The sequence below is a fragment of the Pseudonocardia sp. ZF1 genome, from assembly GCF_056835605.1.
Genome location: NZ_JAJNBY010000001.1, coordinates 1279024 through 1302871, shown reverse-complemented (window position 1 = coordinate 1302871; position 23848 = coordinate 1279024). Strand labels below are relative to the sequence as shown.

Annotated in this window: 24 protein-coding genes and 1 tRNA gene; 18 read left to right on the top strand and 7 right to left on the bottom strand. The window is 76.2% G+C overall.

From position 1 onward, the window contains the following. Positions 1-10: 10 nt before the first annotated feature. The 3 genes from ZF1_RS06605 to ZF1_RS06595 all read left to right on the top strand — a co-directional run bounded on the left by ZF1_RS06605 (position 11) and on the right by ZF1_RS06595 (position 2030). The gene (locus ZF1_RS06605; RefSeq protein ID WP_482636748.1) at positions 11-544 is read left to right on the top strand and encodes a P-loop nucleotide/nucleoside kinase family protein; all 534 of its coding nucleotides are present in this window, start codon (positions 11-13) and stop codon (positions 542-544) included. Between the two features lie 76 nt (positions 545-620). Further along, positions 621-1175 carry a DUF1697 domain-containing protein gene (locus tag ZF1_RS06600; protein ID WP_482636747.1) on the top strand — a complete coding sequence of 185 codons (555 nt, stop codon included), beginning with the start codon at positions 621-623 and terminating at the stop codon, positions 1173-1175. A gap of 255 nt (positions 1176-1430) precedes the next feature. Further along, entirely contained in the window at positions 1431-2030 is a 600-nt protein-coding gene (locus ZF1_RS06595) for a superoxide dismutase (RefSeq protein WP_062400780.1), read from the top strand. A 57-nt stretch (positions 2031-2087) separates the two neighbouring features. Here ZF1_RS06595 and ZF1_RS06590 read toward each other — a convergent pair whose 3' ends face one another. After that, complete coding sequence (locus ZF1_RS06590) at positions 2088-3380, bottom strand: competence/damage-inducible protein A (RefSeq protein WP_482636746.1); 1293 nt, start codon at positions 3378-3380, stop codon at positions 2088-2090. Between the two features lie 405 nt (positions 3381-3785). Between ZF1_RS06590 and ZF1_RS06585 the strand changes: the two genes are divergently transcribed. Further along, entirely contained in the window at positions 3786-5231 is a 1446-nt protein-coding gene (locus ZF1_RS06585; RefSeq protein WP_482636745.1) for a glycosyltransferase family 2 protein, read from the top strand. Positions 5232-5275: 44 nt separating this feature from the next. Here ZF1_RS06585 and ZF1_RS06580 read toward each other — a convergent pair whose 3' ends face one another. Then, complete coding sequence (locus tag ZF1_RS06580; protein ID WP_482636744.1) at positions 5276-5752, bottom strand: acyl-CoA thioesterase; 477 nt, start codon at positions 5750-5752, stop codon at positions 5276-5278. Between the two features lie 255 nt (positions 5753-6007). On the opposite strand from ZF1_RS06580, the gene ZF1_RS06575 reads away from it, so the two are divergent. From ZF1_RS06575 to ZF1_RS06565, 3 genes are all read left to right on the top strand, one after another. After that, entirely contained in the window at positions 6008-6400 is a 393-nt protein-coding gene (locus ZF1_RS06575) for an STAS domain-containing protein (protein WP_482636743.1), read from the top strand. A 6-nt stretch (positions 6401-6406) separates the two neighbouring features. After that, positions 6407-6499: transfer RNA gene (locus tag ZF1_RS06570), tRNA-Sec, on the top strand. A gap of 43 nt (positions 6500-6542) precedes the next feature. Further along, entirely contained in the window at positions 6543-7796 is a 1254-nt protein-coding gene (locus ZF1_RS06565) for an amidase (protein ID WP_482636742.1), read from the top strand. Between the two features lie 13 nt (positions 7797-7809). Here the strand turns inward: ZF1_RS06565 and cds1 are convergent, their stop codons facing one another. Continuing rightward, positions 7810-8910 (bottom strand): L-cysteine desulfhydrase Cds1, encoded by a 1101-nt coding sequence (gene cds1 / locus ZF1_RS06560; protein WP_482636741.1) that lies wholly within the window; start codon positions 8908-8910, stop codon positions 7810-7812. A 21-nt stretch (positions 8911-8931) separates the two neighbouring features. Beyond that, positions 8932-9966 carry a selenide, water dikinase SelD gene (selD, locus tag ZF1_RS06555; protein ID WP_357546079.1) on the bottom strand — a complete coding sequence of 345 codons (1035 nt, stop codon included), beginning with the start codon at positions 9964-9966 and terminating at the stop codon, positions 8932-8934. 184 nt (positions 9967-10150) lie between these two features. Here selD and ZF1_RS06550 point away from each other — a divergent pair, with 184 nt between their 5' ends. The 5 genes from ZF1_RS06550 (at position 10151) to ZF1_RS06530 (ending at position 15281) form a co-directional block, all read left to right on the top strand. Next, positions 10151-11008: a hypothetical protein gene (locus ZF1_RS06550; protein WP_482636740.1), complete on the top strand. Its 858-nt coding sequence runs from the start codon at positions 10151-10153 to the stop codon at positions 11006-11008. A gap of 69 nt (positions 11009-11077) precedes the next feature. Then, on the top strand, positions 11078-12409 hold the full coding sequence (gene selA / locus ZF1_RS06545; protein ID WP_482636739.1) for an L-seryl-tRNA(Sec) selenium transferase: 1332 nt from the start codon (positions 11078-11080) through the stop codon (positions 12407-12409). A 3-nt stretch (positions 12410-12412) separates the two neighbouring features. Further along, positions 12413-14233: a SelB domain-containing protein gene (locus ZF1_RS06540; protein WP_482636738.1), complete on the top strand. Its 1821-nt coding sequence runs from the start codon at positions 12413-12415 to the stop codon at positions 14231-14233. Between the two features lie 48 nt (positions 14234-14281). Further along, positions 14282-14695, top strand: coding sequence for an STAS domain-containing protein (locus ZF1_RS06535; RefSeq protein ID WP_482636737.1), 414 nt, complete (start codon positions 14282-14284; stop codon positions 14693-14695). Between the two features lie 259 nt (positions 14696-14954). Continuing rightward, positions 14955-15281 (top strand): WhiB family transcriptional regulator, encoded by a 327-nt coding sequence (locus ZF1_RS06530; RefSeq protein ID WP_060710891.1) that lies wholly within the window; start codon positions 14955-14957, stop codon positions 15279-15281. A gap of 95 nt (positions 15282-15376) precedes the next feature. On the opposite strand, the gene ZF1_RS06525 is transcribed toward ZF1_RS06530, so the two are convergent. Both ZF1_RS06525 and ZF1_RS06520 read right to left on the bottom strand, forming a co-directional pair. Next, a complete protein-coding gene (locus ZF1_RS06525; RefSeq protein ID WP_482636736.1) occupies positions 15377-15862 on the bottom strand; it encodes a hypothetical protein in 486 nt (161 codons plus the stop codon). Positions 15863-16342: 480 nt separating this feature from the next. Further along, positions 16343-18640: a SpoIIE family protein phosphatase gene (locus ZF1_RS06520; protein WP_482636735.1), complete on the bottom strand. Its 2298-nt coding sequence runs from the start codon at positions 18638-18640 to the stop codon at positions 16343-16345. Positions 18641-18855: 215 nt separating this feature from the next. Between ZF1_RS06520 and ZF1_RS06515 the strand changes: the two genes are divergently transcribed. The 4 genes from ZF1_RS06515 (at position 18856) to ZF1_RS06500 (ending at position 21884) form a co-directional block, all read left to right on the top strand. After that, on the top strand, positions 18856-19284 hold the full coding sequence (locus ZF1_RS06515) for an STAS domain-containing protein (protein WP_251785500.1): 429 nt from the start codon (positions 18856-18858) through the stop codon (positions 19282-19284). An 82-nt stretch (positions 19285-19366) separates the two neighbouring features. Further along, positions 19367-19798: an ATP-binding protein gene (locus tag ZF1_RS06510; protein WP_482636734.1), complete on the top strand. Its 432-nt coding sequence runs from the start codon at positions 19367-19369 to the stop codon at positions 19796-19798. Between the two features lies 1 nt (position 19799). Then, on the top strand, positions 19800-20576 hold the full coding sequence (locus ZF1_RS06505) for a SigB/SigF/SigG family RNA polymerase sigma factor (RefSeq protein WP_208825020.1): 777 nt from the start codon (positions 19800-19802) through the stop codon (positions 20574-20576). A gap of 90 nt (positions 20577-20666) precedes the next feature. Further along, positions 20667-21884, top strand: coding sequence for an NAD(P)/FAD-dependent oxidoreductase (locus ZF1_RS06500; protein ID WP_482636733.1), 1218 nt, complete (start codon positions 20667-20669; stop codon positions 21882-21884). 53 nt (positions 21885-21937) lie between these two features. Here the strand turns inward: ZF1_RS06500 and ZF1_RS06495 are convergent, their stop codons facing one another. Next, positions 21938-22159, bottom strand: a complete 222-nt coding sequence (locus tag ZF1_RS06495; protein WP_062404273.1) for a DUF3618 domain-containing protein — start codon at positions 22157-22159, stop codon at positions 21938-21940. Positions 22160-22380: 221 nt separating this feature from the next. Here ZF1_RS06495 and ZF1_RS06490 point away from each other — a divergent pair, with 221 nt between their 5' ends. Both ZF1_RS06490 and ZF1_RS06485 read left to right on the top strand, forming a co-directional pair. Continuing rightward, complete coding sequence (locus tag ZF1_RS06490) at positions 22381-23445, top strand: spore photoproduct lyase family protein (RefSeq protein WP_482636732.1); 1065 nt, start codon at positions 22381-22383, stop codon at positions 23443-23445. Between the two features lie 7 nt (positions 23446-23452). Beyond that, positions 23453-23845: an HNH endonuclease gene (locus ZF1_RS06485; protein ID WP_161151331.1), complete on the top strand. Its 393-nt coding sequence runs from the start codon at positions 23453-23455 to the stop codon at positions 23843-23845. The last annotated feature ends 3 nt before the right edge of the window (positions 23846-23848 follow it).

Sequence of the window (23848 nt, the reverse complement as noted above, 5' to 3'; positions counted from 1 at the left end):
CGGTGCCCCCGTGATCGTCTGGCTGAACGGCGGGTTCGGAGCGGGCAAGACGACCCTGGCCGCCGAGCTGCACCGCCGCCTCCCGGGCACGGTCGTGTACGACCCCGAGGACGTCGGCCTGATGCTCTCGAAGTGGCTCCCGCCGAACGAGGACTTCCAGGACCTGCCGAGCTGGCGGGAGCTGGTCGTCGCGACGGCCCTGGCCCTGCGCAGGCACCACGCGCAGACACTGATCGTGCCGATGTCGCTCCTGCGCGACGGCTACCGGACGGAGATCCTCGACGGCCTGGCCGCCGCGGGCGAGGAGGTGCTGCACGTCTTCCTGGACACCGCCCCCGAGGTGCTGCGGGACCGGCTCCGCGCCCGCACGCCGCCACCTGGCGACCACCGACCGGACGGGTCGGCCCTCGACTGGGCCCTGAGCCGACTGGACCCGGCCGCCGCGGGCCGGCAGCCGGTGGGGACCCTCGTCCTGCGCTCGGACCGGCTCACCCCGACGGAGCTGGCCGACACCGTGCTGGCCGCCGCCGACCGTCCGTCATGACGGCCGGGAAACCCGCGCACGGTCCGCCTCGGCCTTCACCCTTCCGATCGCCGCGTGGCGGCGGCACCATTCCGGCGTGCGTACCCACGTCGCGCTGCTGCGCGGGATCAACGTCGGCGGCCACGGGAAGGTCCCGATGGCCGACCTGCGCCGGGTGCTCGGCGGGCGCGGCTGCGCCGACGTCGTCACCCACATCCAGTCCGGCAACGTCGCCCTGACCAGCCCCCTGGGTGACGACGAGGTCGCCGCCACGGTCGCCGCGGCGCTGGTCGAGGAGTTCGGCGTCGAGCGCCCGGTGGTCGTGTTCGGCCGCGACGACTTCCTCGCCGCGGTGGCCGCGAACCCGTACCCGGAGGTCACCGACCCGAAGCAGCTGCACGCCCTGTTCCGGGCCCGTCCGGTGTCCGACGACGACCGCGAGCGGATCGCGGCCGCGCTGGCGGCCGAGCGGGCGAAGGGTGGGCCGGGCGACGCCGTCGCCCGCGGGCGGGTGGTCTGGCTGCACCTGCCCGACGGGCTGGGACGCAGCGAGCTCGCGACCCGGCTGGCCGCCCGGACGAGGGCCGGCGACCAGGGCGGGACGATGCGGAACCGGGCGACCGTGGTGAAGCTGGCCGAGTTCCTGGGCTGAGCCGGACACGCGACGGCGCCGCGGCCCCGTCCGGTCGGACGTGACGCGCGGCGCCGTCGACGGTGGATTCGAGCTGCCAGAACGATCCCCACCGCGTCGCCCGCATTTCTGCAAGTGACTTGCAGAAGAGTACATGTGGCGAATCCCCGCGTCCATGCGTGCGCGTCGCCCGTCGCGGGTAGGCGGCAGTTGCTACATAGTGGCAAATGACCGCGCGTGGCGTCCCGCCGCGCATCCCCGACGAGGAGAGGCCCCATGGCCGAGTACACGCTTCCGGATCTGCCCTACGACTACTCCGCGCTCGCCCCGCACATCGCGCCCGAGATCATGGAGCTGCACCACTCCAAGCACCACAACACCTACGTCCAGGGCCTCAACACCACCCTCGACAAGCTCGCCGACGCCCGCGAGAAGAACGACTTCGGCGCCGTCGTCGGACTCGAGAAGACCCTCGCCTTCAACCTCGGCGGCCACGTCAACCACTCCGCCTTCTGGAACAACCTCTCCCCCGACGGCGGCGACAAGCCCACCGGCGACCTCGCCGCCGCGATCGAGAAGGACTTCGGCTCCTTCGACGGCTTCCAGGCCCACTTCACCGCCGCCGCCACCACCATCCAGGGCTCCGGCTGGGCCATCCTCGGCCACGACCGGCTCGGCGACCGCCTGCTCATCCACCAGCTCTACGACCAGCAGTCCCAGCTCCCCGCCGGCCAGACCCCCATCGTCCTGCTCGACATGTGGGAGCACGCGTTCTACCTGCAGTACAAGAACGTCAAGCCCGACTACGTCAAGGCCTGGTGGAACGTCGTCAACTGGGCCGACGCCGCCGAGCGGTTCGCCGCCGCGAAGGGCTGAGCCTCCCCGCACCGCGACCGCGCCCCGCCCGGGAGCCCCGGGCGGGGCGTCGCGCCCTCAGCGGTGCGCGCCCGCCCCGGTGACCCCGGTGGCGCGCAGCAGCAGGTGCATCGCCAGGTCGACCGAACGCTCGCGGACGTCGGCGCGCCCGCCGGGCAGCTGCGGGTCGCGCGCGATGACCTGGCCGTCGGCGGTGGTCACGCAGAAGCAGACGTAGCCGACGGGCTTGGCCTCGGTACCGCCGCCGGGGCCCGCGACGCCGGTGACACCGACGCCGACGTCCGCCCCGAACCGCGCCCGCGCACCGTCCGCCAGTGCCCGCGCGACCTCCGGCGACACGGCCCCGTGCGCCTCGATGAGCGCGGCGGGGACGTCGAGCAGTGCGGTCTTGGCCTCGTTCGAGTACGCGACCACGCCTCCGGCGACGTAGGCCGACGACCCGGCCCGGTCGACGAGCCGCCCGGCCAGCAGCCCGCCGGTGCAGGACTCGCCGGTCGCGACCGTCCAGCCCTTCGCGCCCAGCGCCGCGGCGAGCAGCTCGTCGGTGGTGCTGCCGTCGTCGCTGATGAGTGCGCGGCGGTGGCGGTCGACGATGCGCGCGGCCAGCTCGCGGGCCGCGAGCTCGGCGCCGGGCAGCGGGTGCAGGTCGACCTCCAGCTCGGAGCGTCGCAGGCAGGTGGTCACCTCCACCCCGGACACGTCGAGCTCGCCCTCCAGGACACGCAGCGTCTCGGCGATCTCGGACTCCGGCAGCCCGGCGAAGCGCAGGAGCGTGGCCTCCGCGCGGGGCACCCGGGTCAACAGCTCCGCCACGGGCGCCGACTCCAGCGCGGCGGGCCACATGCCCTGCAGCTCCCGCGGCGGCCCCGGCAGCACAACGACCAACGGTCCACCCGGCCGTGTCACGGCCAGCCCCGGTGCGGTCCCGACCGGCTCGAGGACGCTCGCGCCGCGCGGCACCCTGGCCTGTTTGGCCGTCGCCGCGTCGAGCGCGGGCCCGGCCCAGCCGGCGCGGCTCGCCCAGCCGGCGACCCGGTCGTGGATCCGGCCCTGCAGCGCGGTGTCGACCTCCATCTCCGCGCCCGCGAACCCGGCGACGACCTCGGCGGTCAGGTCGTCGGCGGTCGGCCCGAGCCCGCCCGAGGTGACGACGAGGTCGTCGGAGGCGACGAACTCCAGCGCCGAGCGCAGGTCCTCCGGGCGGTCCCCCACCAGCAGGACCCGCGAGACGGCGAAGCCGAGCTCGCCGAGGGAGCGGGCGACGAAGGGACCGTTGGCGTCGGCGACGTGGCCGGTGAGCAGCTCGCTCCCGGTGACCAGGACCGACGCGGTGGGACGGGACTCGCTCATGATCCGAACCTACCCGCGCCGGGAGGTCCGCACCCCGTCGCGCGCGGGGTCACCATCGGTGCAGGTCCGGGCCGTCGGGACGCCGTCCGGTGTGGACTCGCCACCCGTTCGGGTGATGATGGCGCACGACACGCCCGGAACCGCACCACTCCGGCGTGTCGTCGCATCGCGAATGCCGCTCGTCGTGCCCCCGGACGGCCGCGGGCAACCGCCCTGCGCGGCCGCCGTCGTCACCCGTACGGCGCACGATCGGACGGTACGGCTCCTACCTGCGCCGACGCCGTCCGTCGCACCACATCCGGTGAACTCCGCGACCGCGCACACGCACGGTGTCCGTTTTCCGGCAACCGCGCACTCTCAGTGTGAGCACAGCGGGCATACCCGACACTGTGTCCCATGTCAGGGATGTCTGCGCCGAACGACGCCGCGACCTGGGTCGGTGAGCTGGACCGGCTCGGCCCGCTGCGTGATCTGCGGGTCGACCCGGCCTTCCACGCCGCCCGTCTGCTCGTCACCGTCGGTGGCACTCCGCAGGGTCAGGTGACCGTGCCGCTGCGTGGCGGTCGCGCCACGATCGCGGAGCTGCGGTCCGCACTGATCACCCTGGGGTCGCCCGAGCGGGTGGCCCCGGCTCCGGTCGCGAGCGACCCCGTGACGGTGGTGATCGCGACCCGCAACCGGCCCGAGTCGCTGGCCCGCTGCCTGCGCGCGGTCCTCGCCTCCGACCACCCGGCACTGTCGGTCGTCGTCGTCGACAACGACCCGCCGGACGAGCTCACCCGCGACGCCGTCGCCGCCGCCGGGTCCCCGCGGGTCCGCTACGTCCGCGAGCCCCGCCGGGGCGCGTCGGTCGGGCGCAACCGGGGTCTGGCCGAGGCCCGCACCGAGATCGTCGCCTTCACCGACGACGACACCGAGGTCGACCCCGCCTGGGCCTCGCGCATCGCCGGCGCGTTCGCCGCGGACCCCGAGCTCGCCTGCGTCTCCGGCCCGGTACTGGCCGCCCGCCTGGGCAGCCCCGAGGAGCGCGCCGCCGACGTCGCCCTGGCCTGGAACAAGGGCTTCACCCCACGCCGGTTCACCCTCGCCGAGCCCCCCGCGGACTCCCCGATCTTCCCGTTCGCACCCGGCCTGTTCGGCATCGGCGCCAACCTCGCCGTGCGGGCCGGGGCCGCCCGCGCCGTCGGCGGCTTCGACGAGGCCATGGGCCCGGGCACCCCCACCCACGGCGGCGAGGACTGCGAGTTCCTCGTCCGCATGATCCTGGCCGGCAACGTCCTCGGCTACGCCCCGGGCGCCTACCTGTGGCACCACCACCGCCCCGACCAGGCCGCGCTGCGCAAGCAGATGGAGGGCTACGCCGTCGGACTGGGCAGCTTCCTGGCCAAGGTGGCGCTGTCGCCGCAGGGCCGGTCGGTCGCGCTGCGCCGCCTCCCGGCGGCGGTCGCCCGGCTGCGCCACATCTCCGACCGCGAGGCGGGCGCGGGCGTGGCGATGCCCGCCGACGCCGACCAGACGCGCAACCGGGGTCTGCTGAACGGCCCGCGGGCCTACCTCCGGTCGCGCCGCGCGGTGCGGCGGGCCGGCGGAGCGGTGCCGCCGCTGATCGGACCGGCGCGGGCCGGGACGACCGCCCCGCACAGGATCCTGGCGACCGGCGGCCACCCGGCCGTCACCCCCGCCCGGCCGCAGGGCACCGGCGGGTACCCGGCCGTCGCCCCGGCCCGGCCCCAGGGCACCGGGGGCCACCCGGCCGCCGCCCCCGGGCGGCCGCAGGACACCGGCGGGTACCGCCCCGTCCCCGCCCGCACCGGCGGCCCGTACGGCGCCGGCCCCGCCCGGCGCGGCTGAGCCGCCCGCGGGTCCGTGGCGACGCCCCGCCGCCACGGACCGCGCTAGGACGTGGTGACGTCCGGACCCGGCCCCAGCAGGGCCGGGTCCGACGACGCGGCGACGAGCCTGCCGTGCGGGTCGGCGACCAGCCGTCGCGTCGTGGTGTCGAGGACCCCGAGGGTGCACTCCACCTCGGCCGCGAGATCGTCCGTCCGGGCCCCGTCGGCCGCGGCCACCCGGACGATCCGGTGACTCATCGTGAACGGCTTGCGCGTCGTGAACGCGATCACCGAGTCGATCCGCAGCTCGTCCCCGGCGCGCAGCTCGGCCCGGAAGTGCACCGTCGTCGACAGCAGCACGATCGTCAGGCCGTGTGCGCCGAGCGCGTGCTGGGACAGCCCGGCGGCACGGAAGTGCTCCATCCGGGCGTGCTCGCCGTACTGGTGGTAGACGGCGTGGTTGACGTGCCCGTTCACGTCCATCTCGTAGCTGCGGACACCGATCCGGACCCCGAACGGCGGAGACTGCTCGACGCTCATGGCCCCTACCCTGCCAGCCGGGCCGGACCACCCCGGGCAGCGCGCCCGACCGTGTCCCGGGACGTTTGTGCCACCTGCGACCGCGGTCGTAGGGTGGGTGACCGCGCTGACTAGGCTGGTGCGGAGGCAGCACGAGCGGTACGTCAAGCAACGGCGGCCGGTTGTCACTCACGGTGACGTCGAGGACGCGTCCGGGAACGGACGACGAGCACGTCGACGGCGCCGACGGCGACGACTCGCGAGGGAGCACGACACATGAGCAGTGAGACGCCCACCGGGGTGGGGGGAGACCAGGGCCCCGACGTCGGCGAGGTCGTCCGCTTCGAGGTGACCGAGCACGGTGAGGGCGCCGTCGTCGTCGGAGTGCACGGCGAGATCGACACGATGACCGCGCCCGTGCTGAGCGAACGACTCGCCGAGCGGATCGGCTCCGCGAGCCTGCTCGTGGTGGACCTGACCCGGGTCACGTTCCTCGGGTCGGCCGGGCTGGCAGCGCTCGTCGAGGGCAAGGAGAAGGCGGAGAACGCCGGCAGCCGGCTACGGCTGGTCTGCGGCTCGCACGCCGTCACCCGCGCGCTCGAGGCGACCAACCTGATGTCCCTGTTCGACGTGGCCGACGGCGTGCCGGAGGCGCTCCGCACGGCCTGACGACCCGGAGGCGTATGGGTGCCTGGTGGCCCCCGCGGTCTTCAACACCGACGTGGCCGAGCATCTCGGCCAGGCGGGTTCGATTCCCGTCCGCCTCCGCCGACCATCACCCCCGACGACCGGGACGACGAGCCCCACCGCGATGAGCCTCCTGCACCTGGACGAGCTGTCCCCCACCTCGGGTGACGGCCCGTCCGGTGTGCCGGAGCTCGCGGCTGCGGTACGCGAGGGGCGGCTGAGCGCGGCCACCGTCGCCGAGCGGCTCCTCGCCACCCCCGGCGACGCGGTCCCCGTGGGCGCCGGGCTGGTGGTGGACCCCGCGCCGCTGCGCGCGGCCGCCGCGGCGCTCGACCGGCGCACCGACCGGTTCGCCCTGCCGCTGGCAGGGGTCCCGGTGGTGGTCGAGGACGGCATCTCCGTGGCCGGGCGCGGGGACGAGATCGTGCGCAGGCTGCGGGCCGCGGGAGCACTCGTCGCAGGGCGGGCGCGGACCGCCGAGCACGAGGTGGGCCTCGACGCCACCCCGGGTGGCCGGGCCACCGCGACCGTGGTCGCCTCCGGCGTCGTCCCGCTCGGGATCGGTGTCGACGGTGACGGCACGCTGCGCTGCGCCGCCGCCGCCCACGGGATCGCCGCGCTCAAGCCGGGCCGCCGGGTGCTCCCGCTGCCCGACGCCGCCGAGCGACGCTGGTGCGGGCTGGCCGAGCCCACCCTGCTCGCCGGACGCGCGGAGGACCTCACCGCCGTGCTCGACGCGCTCTCGCGCGGCACCGGCGGGCCGCCCGCGCCGTCGTCGGTGCTGCGGCTCACCACCCCCGCCGGCACCGGCCCCGGTCCGGCCGCGGCGCCCGTCTCTTCGCTGGCCGCGTCGCTGCGCACCGGCCGCACCCGGCTCGCCGGGCCGGACTCCGCGTCCGCGGTGCACGCGGCGATCCGGCTGCTGCAGGACGCCGGGCTGGGCCTCGTCGCGGCCGACCCGCCGTACCGGGCCGTACTGGTCGTGCACTCGGCCCGCCGCCGTCAGGCCGGGCTCGCCCGCCGGGTCGAGGACCTCGGCCTCGACCCCGCCGAGCTGCCGCGCAGCGCCCGCAGCCTGGTCCGGCGCGGCCGCCGCGTCCGGCGTCTGGGCGGGCTGCGTCCCGCGACGCCCGCGTCGTGGCGGCAGCGGATGATCGCCTGGCTCGACGACGCCGGCGCCGAGGCCGGTCTGCTGCCCGCCCCGCCCGGGGCGTCCGGGGCCGGGTCCACCGGGGTGGCCGCGTGGAACCTGGCCGGGCTGCCGTCGCTGGTCGCGCCGGTGCAGCGGCCCGGGGAGCACGGCTGCGTGCAGCTCGTGGGCCGGCCCGGGTCGGAGCGGCGGCTGCTCGCGACCGGCGCCCTGCTCGCCGGGGAATGATCCCCGGCCCGGCTCAGTCCGCGGGCGGGGACCAGACCCCGGTGGCGACGAACCGGTCGAGGGTCTCCGTGTAGGGCGCCAGGTCCATCCCCTGGGCGGCCACCCAGGCGTCGTCGTAGTAGCTGTGGCGGTAGCGCTCGCCGCCGTCGCACAGCAGGGTCACGACGCTGCCCGCGCGTCCGGCGCGGAGCATCTCCGCGACGACCTGGTAGACACCCCACAGGTTGGTGCCGGTCGACCCGCCCGCCCACCGGCCGGTGCGGTCGCGCAGGTGCCGGGCGGCGGCGACGCTGGCCGCGTCGGGCACCGGGACCATCCGGTCGATCACCGACGGGACGAAGCTCGGCTCCATCCGGGGCCGCCCGATCCCCTCGATCCGCGACGCCGCCCCGGTCGCGTACGACGGGTCCCCCGCCGTCCAGCCGGGCAGGAACGCCGACCCCTCCGGATCGACGACGGCCAGCCTGGTCGCGAGCCGCCGGTAGCGCAGGTAGCGGCCGATCGTGGCCGAGGTGCCCCCGGTCCCGGCCCCGACGACGATCCACTCCGGCACCGGGTGCGGCTCCTCGGCCAGCTGGGCCAGGATCGACTCGGCGATGTTGTTGTTGCCGCGCCAGTCGGTCGCGCGCTCGGCGTAGGTGAACTGGTCGAGGTAGTGCCCGCCGGTGGCCGCGGCGAGCCGCTCGGCCTCGGCGTAGACCTCGCCGCCGTGGTCGACGAAGTGGCAGCGCCCGCCCTCCCGCTCGATCAGCGCGATCTTCTCCGGGCTGGTCGAGCGCGGCATGACGGCCACGAACGGCACCCCGAGCAGCCGGGCGAAGTACGCCTCGGAGACCGCCGTCGACCCGGAGCTGGCCTCGACGACCGTGGTGCCCTCGGTGATCCAGCCCGACGCGAGCGCGTAGAGGAACAGCGACCGGGCCAGCCGGTGCTTGAGGCTGCCGGTGGGGTGCACCGACTCGTCCTTGAGGTAGACCTGCACGCCCCACTCGGCGGGCAGGTCCAGCACGTGCAGGTGCGTGTCGCCGGAACGGTTCGCGTCGGCCTGGACGCGACGCATCGCCTCGTCGACCCAGGCGCGGGTACGGGCACAGGAGCGGTCGACGGGCTGCACGCCCCCGACCCTAGATCGGCCTCAGAGCCGGACCAGCCCGGTCCCCTCCGTCACGGTGCCGATCCGGGCCGCGTCGTGCCCGCGCCCGCGCAGCCACGCGACGGCGGCGTCGCCGCGGCCGGGGGCGGCGCCGAACAGCAGCCCGCCGGAGGTCTGGGCGTCGGACAGGACCAGCAGGTCCTCCTCGCCCGCGGAGCCCGCGACGACCCGGTCGTCGATCCAGGCGCGGTTGCGCAGCGTGCCGCCGGGGACGACGCCGTCGGCCACCAGCTCCCGCACCCCGCCGAGCAGCGGCACCGCGGCGACGTCGACGTGGGCGTCCACCCCCGAGGCGACGGTCATCTTCGTCAGGTGCCCGAGCAGGCCGTAGCCGGTGACGTCGGTGCAGCCGGTGGCGCCCGCCTCGCGGGCGGCCGTCGCGGCGTCGGCGTTCGGGGTGGTCATGACGGCGACGGCGGCGTCGACGTCCGCGGGCACCCCGCGTTTCACCGCGGTGGTGGTCACGCCGATCCCGAGCGGCTTGGTCAGCACCAGCTCGTCGCCCGGGCGCAGCCCGGCGTTGGTCAGGACCCGGTCCGGGTGGACCTCCCCCACCACGGCGAGGCCGTACTTCGGCTCCGGGTCGTCGATCGTGTGCCCGCCGACGACGGCGAACCCGCACCGCCGCCCCACCCCGGCGCCGCCCTCCAGGACGGCGGCCAGCACGTCGGGCCCGAGCTGCTCGGACGGCCAGCACACCAGGTTCAGCGCGAACAGCGGGGTGCCGCCCATGGCGTAGACGTCGGAGACCGCGTTGGTGGCGGCGATCGCGCCCCAGGTCCCCGGGTCGTCGACGATCGGGGTGAAGAAGTCGGTGGTCGCGACCAGCGCACGGTCCGCGGACAGCCGCCAGACCGCGGCGTCGTCGCCGGTGTCGGTGCCGACCAGCAGGTCCGGATGGGACGGGGGCGTGACCGCCGCCAGGACCTCCCCCAGCTGGGCCGGTCCGAGCTTGCAGCCGCAGCCCGCGCCGTGGCTGAACTCGGTGAGACGACGGACGACACCGGTGTCGGACATGTCCCCATCCTGGCAGCGTCGCTCCGTGATCGCCCGCGTCACACACCGTCGACCGCCGGACTGCCGCCGTCCGCCGAACGGGGGCTGTCGGGCTGCGCCGGGGAGACGGAGACTGACGCACCGTGAGCAGCTGCACGGGGGGTACGACGAGGTGACCGACGGTGTCACGCATACCGGCGCCGAGGTGACGGCCGAGGACGTACGCGACGACGAGACGACCCGCTCCGGGGACGCCGTTCCCCCGGCCGGGCCCGTCGCCGACGCCGTGCTCCCTCCGACGACGGCCGTCGGACTGCCCCAGCGCGCCCCGCGCGGCGGCGACGGCGCCCGCAGCGTCGAGCACACCGTCGAGGACCTGGTGGGCCGCCTCGCCGCGGCCGAGCACGCCCGCGACGCCGCCGAGCGCCGGGCCGAGGCACTCGCCGCCGCCCTCGAGGACGCCCGGTCCCGACCCGCGGAGACCTTCGGCATGCGCGCGGACAAGGTGCTGCGGATGGCCGAGCACGAGGCCGCGATGCGGCGGCGCACCGCCGAGACCGAGGCCGCGCAGCTGGTGGACGCCGCCCGCGACGAGGCCGCCCGGATCGTCGACGACGCCCGCGCGGAGGTCGACCGGCTGCGTGCGGCCGGGGTGGCCGCGCGGCGGGACAGCGAGCTCGTCGCGGACACCGCGGCGTCGATGCACGCCCACGTGTCCGCGCTGCGCTCCTCGGTGCGCGAGGAGATCGCCCGGCTGCACGGGATGCTGGGGTCCGAGCTCGGCAGGCTCGACGCGCCCGCCCGGGCCGCGCGCGGCGCCGACCAGGGCGAGCGTGTCCGGCGCCCGGTGGGCGGCCCGGCGCACGCCCTGCGGACCGGGGAGGCCCCCGGGACCGGCGAGCTCGCGGCCGACGACGCCGCCGTGGTCGTGGACCACGCCGACGCCGTCGACCTGCCGGCTGTGGTGCTGCCCGAACAGCGGGAGCCGGAGCCGCCGGCCGATGCGGCCCCGGCGACCGGCACCGCCGCCACCACCGAGGGCAGCGGGCAGCGGACGTCCTGACCCCGGGTCCCGGAACGCGACGGCCCGGAGCACGGGACAGCACGGTGTGACGGGGGTTACGGTGCGCCGGTGACTCCCGCCGAGCCCGACCCGCGCCGGCGCGTCCCCCGGACCGACGTCGTCCTGGCCGACCCGGCGCTGGCCGGTGCCGCCGCACGGCTGGGCCGGCCGCGGGTCAAGCGCGCCGTCGTCGCCGCGCAGCAGGACGCGCGGGCGGGCCGGATCGCACCCGAGGAGGTCGCCGCCGTCGCCGGGGCGTCGCTGCCCGCCGCCGCGACCGGGATCCGGGCGGTCCTCAACGCGAGCGGCGTCCTGCTGCACACCAACCTGGGCCGGGCGCCGCTGTCGGCCGCCGCCGTCGACGCGCTGGGGGTGGCCGCGGGCACCTGCGACGTCGAGCTGGACCTGGCCACCGGGCGCCGCGGGCCGCGCGGCGCGGACGCGCTGGCCGCGTTGCGCGCCGCCGTCCCGGGTGCGGGGGCGGCCTGGGTGGCGAACAACGGCGCCGCCGCCCTCGCGCTGGTGTGCGCCGCCCTCGCCGGCACCGGCCGCGAGGTCGTCGTCTCCCGGGGCCAGCTCGTCGAGATCGGCGACGGCTTCCGCATCCCCGAGCTGATCGAGTCCACCGGGGCCCGGCTCCGCCCGGTCGGCACCACCAACCGCACCCACCTGCGCGACTACGCCGGCGCGATCGGCCCGGACACCGCGTTCGTGCTGGTGGTGCACCCGTCGAACTTCGTGGTGACGGGGTTCGTCTCGGCCGTCGGGGTCCGGGAGCTGGCCGGGCTGGGGCCACCGGTCGTCGTCGACATCGGGTCCGGGCTGCTGACCCCGCACCCGCTGCTGCCCGACGAGCCCGACGCCGCGGGCACCCTCGCCGACGGCGCCGACCTCGTCACCGCCTCCGGGGACAAGCTGCTCGGCGGGCCGCAGGCCGGGCTGCTCCTCGGCGGTGGGGACCGCGGCGCCGCCCTGGTCGAGCGGGTGCGGCGCTTCCCGCTGGCCCGGGCGATGCGCGTCGACAAGCTGACCCTCGCGGCGCTGGAGGCGTCGGTGGCCGGGCCGCCGACGCCCGTCCGGGAGTTCCTCGACGCCGACCCGGCCGCGCTGCGGGCGCGGGCCGACACGCTCGCCGAGGCCCTGGCCGCCGACGGGATCGACGCGACCGCGACGGACACCGTCGCCGGGGTCGGCGGTGGCGGCGCACCCGGGGTGGAGCTGCCCAGCGCCGCGGTCGCGCTGCCCGAGCGGTACGCGGCCGCACTGCGTGCCGGTGACCCGCCGGTGCTGGGCCGGGTCACCGACGGGCGCTGCCTGCTCGACCTGCGGGCGCTGCCGGCGTCGGCGGACGCGACGCTGGCCAGGGCCGTGCGCGCGGTGCCCGTGCGTCCGGAGGGCTGAGCCGTGCACGTCCTCTGCACCGCGGGCCACGTCGACCACGGCAAGTCCACGCTGGTCCGGGCGCTGACCGGGATGGAGCCCGACCGGTACGCCGAGGAACGCCGCCGCGGGATGACCATCGACCTGGGCTTCGCGTGGACCGAGGTGCCGGGGGCGGGCACGGTCGCGTTCGTCGACGTCCCCGGGCACGAACGCTTCGTCGCCACGATGCTCGCCGGGGCCGGTCCGGTCCCGGCGGCGCTGTTCGTCGTCGCCGCGGACGAGGGCTGGATGCCGCAGTCCGGGGAGCACGCCGACGCGCTCGCGGCCGCGGGCGTCACCGACGGACTGCTCGTGGTCACCCGCTCCGACCTGCTCGACCCCGAGCTGGCCCTCGACGACGCCCGCGCCGCGCTCGCCGCCCGCGGGCTCGGCGGCTGGCCCTCGGTCGCCGTCTCCGCCCGCACCGGCACCGGTCTCGACGCGCTGCGCGGCGCGCTGGCCGCGCTCACCGCACGGCTGCCCGCACCCGACCCGGACGGGCCGGTGCGGCTGTGGGTGGACCGGGCGTTCACCGTCCGCGGGGCCGGGACCGTCGTCACCGGCACGCTGCGCAGCGGCACCGTGCGCCCCGGCGACACCCTGGAGCTCGACGGCGGCGCCGGGCGGGCACCGGTGACCGTGCGCGGGGTGCAGGAGCTCGGCGAGCCGGTCGACGCCGCCGACGCGGTCGCGCGGGTCGCGCTGAACCTGCGGGGCGTCCCCCGTGACCGGGTCGACCGCGGCGACGCGCTGCTCGGCCCGGGGGCGTGGCCGGTGACCGGGGCGGCCGACGCCCGGCTGCACGGGATCGGCGGGCCGGTACCGCTGCCGTCGTCGCCGGTCGGACTGACCCTGCACGTCGGCTCGGCGGCCGTGCCGGTGCGGGTCCGCCCGCTCGGTCCCGGCCCGGCGGGCGGCGACCCGGTCGTGCGGCTGACCCCGGCACGGCCGCTGCCGCTGCGGATCGGGGACCGGGCGGTGCTGCGTGACCCGGGTGCCGGGCGGATCGTGGCCGGGGTGACGGTGCTGGACCCGGCACCGCCGCCGCTGCGCAGGCGCGGCGCGGCCCGCCGCCGGGCCGACGAGCTCGCGGGGGCCGGTGCCGTCCCCGACGCCGACGCCGAGCTCGCCCGGCGCGGCACCGTCCGGGCCGACGACCTGGTGCGCTGGGGCGTGCCCGCCGGCGAGGTGGCCGCGCTCGCGGCCCGGGTCCCCGGCGCGGCGGGCCGGTTGCTGCACCCGGCCACCGCCGCGTCGTCGGCCGCCGCACTGGCCGCCGCCGTCGCCGCACACGACGCCGAGGACCCCCTCGACCCCGGGCTGCCGCTCGCCGCGGCCCGGCGCGCCGCGGGACTCCCGGACGTCGCGCTGGTGGAGGCCGTGCTGTCCGCCGTCGGCGGGTCCGGTCTCGTCCTGCGCGACGGGCGGGTGCGGGCCGCCGCGGACACCGGCCCGCCCGCGGCCCTGCGCGACGCCGCGGCCCGCGTGCGCGCCGACCTCGACGGGGCCCCGTTCGCCGCGCCGGGGGCGGCCCGGCTCGCGGAGCTGGGGCTCGGGCCGCGGGAGCTGGCGGTGCTCGACCGCGCCGGGGAGCTGCTGCGGGTGGCCCCGGAGGTCGTGCTCGGCCCCGACGCGCCGGAGCGGGCGGTCGCCGCGCTCGACGGGCTCGACGGCGCGTTCACCGTCTCCGCCGCGCGGGAGGTACTCGGGAGCAGCCGCCGCGTCGTCGTGCCGCTGCTGGAGCTGCTGGCCCGCAGGGGCCTCACGGTGCGGATGCCCGACGGGACACATCGCCTGCGCTGAGCGGGCTCCGAGTGGCGACGGCGTGCCGCGGTGCCTACCGTCGACCCAATGACCGACCCCCGTCCGCCCGCCGCCGGCACCACCGACGGCTCGGGCGGGACGTCACCCGATGTCACCGACACCTGCGACGGGCTGCGGCTGGAGAACTCCCGGCCCGCGGACGGGACGGTCGTCGTCGCCGTGACCGGTGAGCTGGACATGCTGACCGCGCCGGAGCTGCGGCACGCGGTGGCCGAGCAGATCTCCGCGGCCTCGCTGGTCGTGCTGGACCTCGACGGGGTCCGTTTCCTCGGCACCTCCGGGCTGGCGGCGCTGATCGAGCTGCGGGAGCAGGCCCACCGGGCCGGGGTCGAGCTGCGTCTGGCGTGCACCGAGCGGCGTGTCCTGCGCCCGATCGGCATCGCCGGGCTGCACCATCTGTTCGACATCCACGACGACGTGCAGGCCGCACTCGACTCCTGAGAAAGTGACCTGAGTCACATATCGACGAGCCCGGATCCACCCCCTGGCGCGGCGGAGTGCGCGGCCCGGGGATGCGTGGCGGTGTCGTGAACAGGGGCGATGCCCGGTCCGTCCGACCGCGCGGCCGCCCCGGGACGCCTCGCACGGCCCGTCGCTAGCACCCATCCCGGCATCGCGCAGGTTTGATCTCGAACCCCCTCGGGAACCGGGGTGAGGAGCCAACCCGGTCCTCCCGGGCCCCGAGCGACGAGGTGAGCACGTGAGCGACGTTTCCCGGCTTCCCGGCCCGATGGACGACGTGTGGCAGTGGCAGCGACTGGGTGCGTGCCGCGGCATGGACAGCGCCGTGTTCTTCCACCCCGACGGGGAGCGCAACCCCTCCCGGTCGCGTCGCACCGAGCGCGCGAAGCAGGTCTGCCGGGGATGTCCCGTGCTGCAGGAGTGCCGTCGCTTCGCGCTGGCCAGCCGTGAGCCGTTCGGCGTGTGGGGCGGGCTGGGCGAGTCCGAGCGCCGCGCCATCATCGAGCGTCGCGACGCCGAGCGCATCGTCGCCGAGCAGGGCCCCGGCCTCGCCGCCGTCGTCTGACGGACCACGGACGACGGATCGTCGATCCGGCACGGCCCGCCCGGGTTCCGGGCGGGCCGTTCTGCTGCTCGGCCGTTCCGGCCGCCCGGCCGGAGTCACACCGCCGAGGGCAGAGCCTCCGGCTCCGTGACGTCCTCCGCGGCGGGTCCGGCGGGCCGGTAGGGCAGCACCGGCAGGCCGTAGACCCGGGCGACGCGGCGCACCGCGCGGCGGATCACCTCGATCTCCGGGTCGTCCACCGGCCCGGCGGCGGCCGGGGCCACGCACCAGGTGTCGTCGTCGGGGTCGAACCCGACCAGCTCCGAGAGCGCCGCGACGAGGTCCGCCTCGTCGCCGTCCTGCACCGCCCAGCGCAGCCCGAGCCGGTGCACCCGCACCCGCTCGACCGGCAGCGCCTCGACCGGCACGTCCTCGGTGTCGTCCTCGGCCGCCAGCAGCTCCCGCGCCTCGACCGGTGTCAGCGGGCGCCGGGTGGGGGCCGGGTCGTCCCGCACGACCAGCAGGTCGGTCTCCCCCGCCTCACCGGAGAGCGCCGCGAGCGGGCCCCCCGCACGGGCGGACTCCGCCGCGGTCAGTGCCACCGCGACCAGCCTCCGTGGTCGCGTCGTCCCCTGCCTCACGCTCGCCCCCGTCGATCCCGCACGTCCTCGTCCGTCGAGTACAACGCCCGGATCCCCGATTCGGCCGTCGATTACCCACCCGGACGGACGAGTGGGGTCACCCGATCCACGAGCGGGCGACGACCCCCGGTCCGGAACCCGCGGACCGCGCCGACCGCAACACCGCCGTGACCTCGGCCCGCCCACCGGTAGCGCGGATGGGTCGGACGGTCGAACGGCACCGGCCCGCTGCCGGGCGGGGCACCGCCCGGGGGCGGCCGCCCCGGACGGTCGACCGCGGACCGGTCGACCACGGACGCCCGACGCGGCCGGAGCGGTCGACCCGTCCGGCCCCACCGGCCGACACGGCAGGCCGGCCGCCGATCGTGTCGGCCGGTGGGGCCGATCGGGTCGCTCCGCGCGGCCGGGTCCGGACGGGTGACGGCCCGGCCGACCGGACCGTCAGGCCGGGTGGTCCAGACGGATCGCGAGCAGGGCGATGTCGTCGTCGAGCCGGTCCGGCAGGCAGACCTCGAGCACCCGCTCCACCACCCGCTCCGGGTCGGCGTCGGACGGCAGGTCCTCCAGCGTGCGCTCGATGAGCTCGGTGCGGGCGTCGGCGTCCTCACCGATGATGTCGGTCAGACCGTCGGTGTAGAACACGAGCAGCGACCCGGCGGCACACGGGACCGTGGCGCCGCCGCGGTGCGCCCCGGCGGCCCGCCCGTAGTCCGGCACCGCGCCGAGCATCGGTGAGTGGTGCGCGTCGAGCCGGTGCAGCCGGCCCTGCGGGTCGCGCAGCAGCGGCGCCGGGTGCCCGGCGTTGGCGTAGGTCAGCTCGCGTCCGCCGTCGGGGGTCACCGGCCCGAACCGGGCGTACACCGCGGTCGCCATCGCGGCGATGTCCAGGCCCTGCACCAGCTGGTCGCAGCGGTCGAGCACCGGCCCGGGAGCGTCCCCGCCCCAGGCGTAGGAGCGCAGCACGCCGCGCAGCTGCCCCATCGCGGCCGCCGCCGACAGGTCGTGGCCGACGACGTCGCCCACCGCGGCGCCGACCGAGCCGTCCGGCATCGGCAGCACGTCGTACCAGTCCCCGCCCACCTGGTTGCCGTCCGCACCCACCAGGTAGCGGGCCGCGACCCGCATCCCCGGGACCTGTGGCAGCGCCGGGAGCAGGCTGTGCTGCAGGGTCGCCGCCGCGGCCCGCTCCACCTCGTAGAGCCGGGCGTTGTCGACGGCCAGCCCCGCGCGGCCCGCGAGGTCCGAGGCCAGGTGCACGTCGCGCTGGGTCCAGCGACGGCCGTAGGGGAACTGGGTGGACAGTGTCACCAGGCCGAGCACCCGGCCGCGGCCGAGCAGCGGGACGACCATCGCCGAGCGCAGCCGCAGCCGCTCGTAGGCGTCGGCCGCCTCCGGGTCGTCGGGGTAGACCTCGCGGCCGTCGTCGGGCAGCTCCTGCACCAGGTACGGCTTGCCGGTCCGCACCGCGGTCTCGGCCTGCTGCTCGATCCGCACCGCCCCCAGCGGACCGGACCGCGACAGCAACGCCTCGTCGTCGGCGTCACGGGCGGCGACGGCCATCCGTTCGCGGGTCGCCCCGTCGGGGGTGTCGAGCAGGTCCACCGTGCACAGGTCGGCCAGCTCCGGCACCACGATCCGGGAGAAGCGGCGGCAGGCGTCGGCCACGTCGAGCGCCGTCGTCATCTGGGTGGTCGCTTCGGCCAGCAGCCGCAGCTGGGCCCGTGCGGCCTCGGCGTCGGCGAGCGCCGCCCGCCGCTCCTGCTCGACGACGACCCGCTCGGTGACGTCGCTCTGCACGCCGACGAAGTTGACCAGCTCACCGTCGCCGTCGTGCACCGGCGAGATGGACACCTGGTTCCAGAACGCGGTGCCGTCGCGCCGGTAGTTGAGCAGCACCTCGGTGATCGCCCGCCGGTCCCGCAGCGCCTCGCGCACCCGGCGGACCGCGGACCGGTCGGTGTTGGGGCCCTGCAGGAACCGGCAGTTGCGCCCGACCACCTCGTCGAGGGGGTACCCGGTCAGCCGTTCGAACGACGGGTTCACCCAGGCCAGCGGGTCGTCCTCACGCTGCGGGTCGGAGATGGTGAACGACATCTCGGTGGCGAGCACCGCACGGTCGCGCAGGAACCCCATCCGGTCGCGGTCCTCGCCCTGGCCGACCTCGGAGTCCGACAGCGGCAACAGCACCGCCAGCGCCCGGCCGGGCCCGGTGGCCGAGGTCTGCGCGTAGGTGCCATGCCCCTGGGCTGCGGGGTCGGCCAGCGCGAACCCGGTCACCCAGACCAGGGTGCTGCTGGCCGTGGCCCCCTCCCCCGGGACCGGGACACCGTCGCGGTCGGGCATGAGCCCCGGTCCGTGCAGCGCGACCGGCTCGCCGGACACCGCCTCGCCGGAGGCGATCCGGGCCAGCGGGGACCCCTCGCCGGTGTACGGACGGCCGTCCAGGTCGGTCAGCCGCGCGGCCTCGCTCCACTCGCGGACCCCGACGGGCAGCTGCACCGGGCGGTCACCGGCCAGCTCCAGCGCGGTCGTGTTGGCGTAGACGATCCGGCGCCCGGAGATGTCGATCATCAGGACGGCCACCTGCGCCCCGCCGCGCACGTGCGGCATAGCCGGGGTGCTCGGCTGCTCCCCGAAGGACTCCACCGAGGTCGCGACCGCCTGGTCGACAGCCCTGTCCACCGCGTCGCCGGGGGGACCGGCCGGGGCGTCGGGGCCGAGATCGGAGTACCGCGTCACCCGGGCGAGCCTAAGGGCAGGCGCCGTGCCGGGCCCGCCGAGCCCGGCCGGTATCGTCGGGCCCGGTCTCCTGTCGTGGGTGGACCGGACCCGGCGCGGGCCAGGACGGCCCCGCCGCGACCCCGGTGCGTCGTGCGGCGCGAGAAGACACCTGCCCGTCGAGAGCACGGCGGCGCTCCGCAACGCTTCCGCGCCGCCCGGCGCCCGACACGGAGGTGATCACCCTGCCCGGATCCGCGCCGGCACAACCGTCCCGGGGGGACGGGGACGCCGAGCTGGACGGCACCGACTCCGCCCACCTCGGCGTCGGCTTCTCCTCACCGCGCAGCGGCCTGACCGTGCTCACCGTGCGCGGCGAGGTCGACACCCTGACCGCACCGCGCCTCGAGACCGCTCTCGACGAGCTGCTGGACCTCGCCCCCGACGGCGACGGCCGCGACCTCGCCGTGGACCTGGAGGGCGTCACGTTCCTCGCCTCCAGCGGCCTCGGCGTGCTCATCCACACCGCACGGCGGGCCGCCCGGGACGGACGGCGGCTGTTCGTCGTCGCCACCAACCGGGCCGTGCTCCGACCGCTCGAGGTCACCGGCTCCGCCCAGCTGTTCACCGTCCTGCCCGACCAGGCGGGCATTCCCGGCGCCTGAGCGGGCACCCGGTCCTGCACACCCCCGCCGGAGGCGACATGATCCGGCCCGACACCCCCGTCGCACGAAAGGACTCGTCAGCGTGGCCCAGGAGGACGTGGCAGGCACGGCGCACGGCGCCGGCACCGACAACACCGTCGAGATCAGGGTCGCGGCACGGCCCGCGTTGATCCCCACGGTCCGTGCGGTGGCCTCCGACCTCGCCGCACGCGCGGACTTCGACCTGGACGCGGTCTCCGATCTGCGGATGGCCGTCGACGAGGCGTGCGCGACGCTGGTCGCGATGGCCGCCCCCGGGTCGCCGCTGCGGTGCACCTTCGCCGTCTCCGACGAGCGGATCGAGGTCACCGCCCGGGTCGAGACGGCCACCGGTGCGCAGCTGCCCACCGACTCCTTCGGCTGGCGGGTCCTGCAGACCCTGGCCGACCACGTCGCGGTCGAGTCCGGTGAGGAGGACGGCGGGCGCCCGGCCCTCACCATCCGCCTGCACAAGCTCGCGGGTCACGGGCTGTGACGTGACGTCGGACCCTCAGTACGCCCACCTCACCCCGCTGCTCGAGCAGTACGCGGGTCTCGACGACGGCGACCCCCGCCGGGAACGGCTGCGTGAGCAGCTCGTCACCGGCTACCTGCCCGTCGCCCAGCACATCGCCCGCCGGTTCAACCACCGTGGCGAGCCCCTCGACGACCTCGTGCAGGTCGCGACGGTCGGGCTGATCAACGCCATCGACCGGTTCGACCCGGAGAAGGGCGGTGAGTTCTTCTCCTTCGCCGTGCCCACGATCTCCGGTGAGGTACGTCGGCACTTCCGGGACCAGAGCTGGTCGATGCGGGTGCCGCGACGGCTCAAGGACATGCACGTGTCGATCAACGGCGCGGTGTCCGAGCTGTCCCAGACCCTCGGTCGCGCGCCCCGGCCCTCGGAGCTCGCCGAGTACCTCGACCTGCCCGTCGCCGAGGTCCTGGAGGGCCTGGAGGCCGCCGAGGCCTACCGCAGCTCCTCGCTCGACGAGATGCTGTCGTCGGAGGACGGCAGCGCCACCGTCGGCGAGCTGGTCGGCGACGCCGACGCCGAGCTCGACCGGGTCGACTACCGCGAGTCGCTGCGCCCGCTGCTCGCCGAGCTGGCGCCCCGCGAGCGGACCATCGTGATGCTGCGGTTCTTCGGCAACCGCACCCAGACCCAGATCGCCCAGGAGGTCGGCATCTCGCAGATGCACGTCTCCCGGCTGCTCGCGCAGACGCTGTCCCGGCTGCGCAACCGGCTCGACCCGGAGGACCGCACCTTCTGACGCCCGGGCCGCGCGGCGGCGCGGTGCCCGGTCCGCGAAGATCGGGGCGGGACCGGCACACCGTCCGGGCCCGGAGCGGGGAGGTAGGAGATGAACGTGCCGGAACACGTGCTGGTGGTCGGCGCAGGACTGGCCGGACTGCGCACGGTGGAGAACCTGCGCCGGGACGGTTACGAGGGCCGGATCAGCCTGGTGGGTGCCGAGGAGCACCTCCCCTACGATCGCCCGCCGCTGTCCAAGCAGTTCCTGGCCGGTGAGTGGGAGCGCACCAAGGTCGACCTGTGCACCGCCGAGGACCTCGACGAGCTCGGCGTACGCACCCACCTCGGCCGCTCCGCGGTCGCCCTGCGGCCCGCCGAGGACCCGGCCGACGGCTCCGAGGTCGAGCTCGACGACGGCACCGTGCTGCACGCCGACGCCGTCGTCCTCGCCGTGGGGGTCACCTCCCGGGTGCTCGACGACCAGCCCGACTCCGCGCACCTGCTGCGCGCCGTCGACGAGTCCGAGCAGCTGCGCGACGCGCTGGCCTCGGCGTCGTCGCTGCTCGTGGTGGGTGCCGGGTTCATCGGGGCCGAGGTCGCGAGCACCGCCCGGGATCGGGGCGTCGCGGTCACCGTGGTCGAGACCGGCACCGTGCCGATGGCGCGGCTGCTGGGCGAGCAGGCCGGTGCGGTCGTGGCCCGGCTGATGAGCGACGCCGGGGTCGACCTGCGCACCGGGGTGTCGGTGTCGGAGCTGACGGACTCGGGCGCCACGCTCTCCGACGGGTCGACGGTGACGGCCGACGAGATCGTCGTCGGCGTGGGCGGGATGCTCGACCTGGGCTGGCTGGAGGCCACCGGCGTCGACGTCGCCGACGGCATCCCCTGCGACCACCGCGGCCGGGTCGACGGGCTGCCCGGGGTGTGGGCGGCGGGCGACGCGGCCGCCTGGACCGACCCGGACACCGGCGAGCGCACCCGGCTGGAGCACTGGACCTCGGCGAGCGACCAGGCCGCCGCGGTCGCCGCGGACATCACCGGCACGACCCCGCCGCCCGCCGCGGTGCCGTTCTTCTGGTCCGACCAGTTCGGCATGAAGATCCAGCTCGTCGGGCGGCCGGACCGCGCGGACTCGCTGCTGCCGCTGCACGGCGAGGGTCTCGACGACGGCCCGGTCAAGGGCACCGTGCTCGGCTACCTGCGCGGCGACGACCTCGTCGCCGTCGCCGGGTTCGGCGCGGCCCGGCTCGTCGCCCGCTACCGCCGCCCGCTGGCCGAGGGTGCCGACCGCGCCGCGACGCTGGAGCTGCGCGACTCGCTGTCCTGACACACGAACGCCCGGCCGGTGCGGACACCGGCCGGGCGTGGCGTGCAGGCGGTCTAGCGGAAGATCGAGCGGACGATCGCCAGCCCGACCAGCGCGCCGACCGCGATCAGCGAGTACTTGACCTTCGGGTCGGCGAGCCGCTCCGCGAGCTGCTCCTTGCCGCCCTCGATGAGGTTCTTCGGGTTCGCCCGGTCCGCCAGGGCGTCCAGACTCTCGGCCAGCGCGTCCCGGGTCTTCTCGATCTCGCGCTGGATGTTCTCGGGGTCGCGGGCCACCACGTCCACCTCCGGTTCGGCCGGTACGCGTCCGCGCCCGGGACTCCTGCTGCTCGCGCCCGACGCTGCCCCGACACCGACGTCCGGGCACCGCGAGCGGCGTGGCACACACCGTAGCCACCGCACGGGCCGGTCCGCGCGCCCGCCCACGGCGCGCCGCCGATTCGGGTGCCGCGGACGGTCGCCGGGCGGTACCCGCACGATCCTGCGAGGCTGGGCCGGTGAGTGTGGAACAGTTGTTCGACATCCGCCGGATCTGGGCCGAACCGGACGCGCTGGCGTCGCCGCGCGGACAGCAGGTCGCACTGTCGTTCCCCGGCGCCGAGATCGTCGAGATCGCCTCGCACTGGAACATCGAGGCGCTGCACGGCAACGCCGGCAACGTGGACCGCTGGGTCCGGGTCAAGACCGAGAATCTGGTCCTGGGCGAGAAGAAGTCGCTCTCGGCCCGCCCCAACGGCCGCTCCGCGGACTTCATCGCCCCCTCCACCGCGAACGGCTGCGCGCTGGCCTGCGCCTACTGCTACGTCCCCCGGCAGAAGGGCTACGCGAACCCGGTCACCGTGTTCACCAACATCGACCGGATCGTCCGCTACCTGCGCGGGCACGTGCGGCGTCAGGGGCCCAAGACCGAACCGAACCAGGTCCACCCGACCGACTGGGTCTACGACATCGGGGAGAACTCCGACGTCGCGGTCGACGCGCTGCTCTCGGACAACGTGGCCGACCTGGTCGGCTGCTTCCGGGATCTGCCCGGCGCGCGGGCCAGCTTCGCGACGAAGTACGTCAACCGCGAGCTGCTGGGCCTCGACCCGCAGGGCGGCACCCGCATCCGGTTCTCGCTGATGCCCGAACGCGACAGCAGGCTGCTCGACGTGCGCACCACCCCGGTCGCCCGGCGGATCGCCGCGATCGACGACTTCGTGGCCGCGGGCTACGAGGTGCACCTCAACCTGTCCCCGGTGGTGCTGCGCGAGGGCTGGCAGGCCGACTGGGCCGAGCTCCTGAGCCGGATCGGCGACGTCACCGGCCCCGCGTTCCGTGCGCAGGCCGCCGCCGAGGTGATCCTGCTGACCCACAACGAGGGATTGCACGAGGTGAACCTCGGCTGGCACCCGCGGGCCGAGGAGGTGCTGTGGCGACCCGCGATCCAGCAGGGCAAGCGCAGCGGCAACGGCATGTGGAACGTGCGCTACCGGGACACCGTGAAGGCCCGCGGGGTGCGTGAACTGCGCGGCCTCGTCGAGCGGCACGCACCGTGGCTGCGCATCCGCTACGCGTTCTGACCGTTCCGTGACCCCCTCCCCCGCCCAGCCCGGGCGCGCACAGCGCCTGGCGCTGGCCGCGCTCCGCGACGGCGGGCACTGTGTGTGGTGCCGCCGCGACTGCACCGGACCGGTCCGCGCCACGACCGACCACCTCGTCCCGAAGGTGAAGGGCGGACCGTCGTGGCTGGAGAACGAGGTCGTCGCCTGCGGTCGCTGCAACCGGGCCCGCGGTCACACGAGCCCCGCGGACTGGTTCGCCGAGTGCCGCAGGCGCGGCTGGGATCCGGACCTGCCCGCGGTGCTCGGCACGCTGCGCTCGCTCGCCGCGGCGATCGCCGAACGTGGCGGCCTGCGCCGTGCACGGCCCTACCTCGACGGCCAGCTGCGACGGCTGGAACGGCTCGCCGGGGAGCCCTGAGCC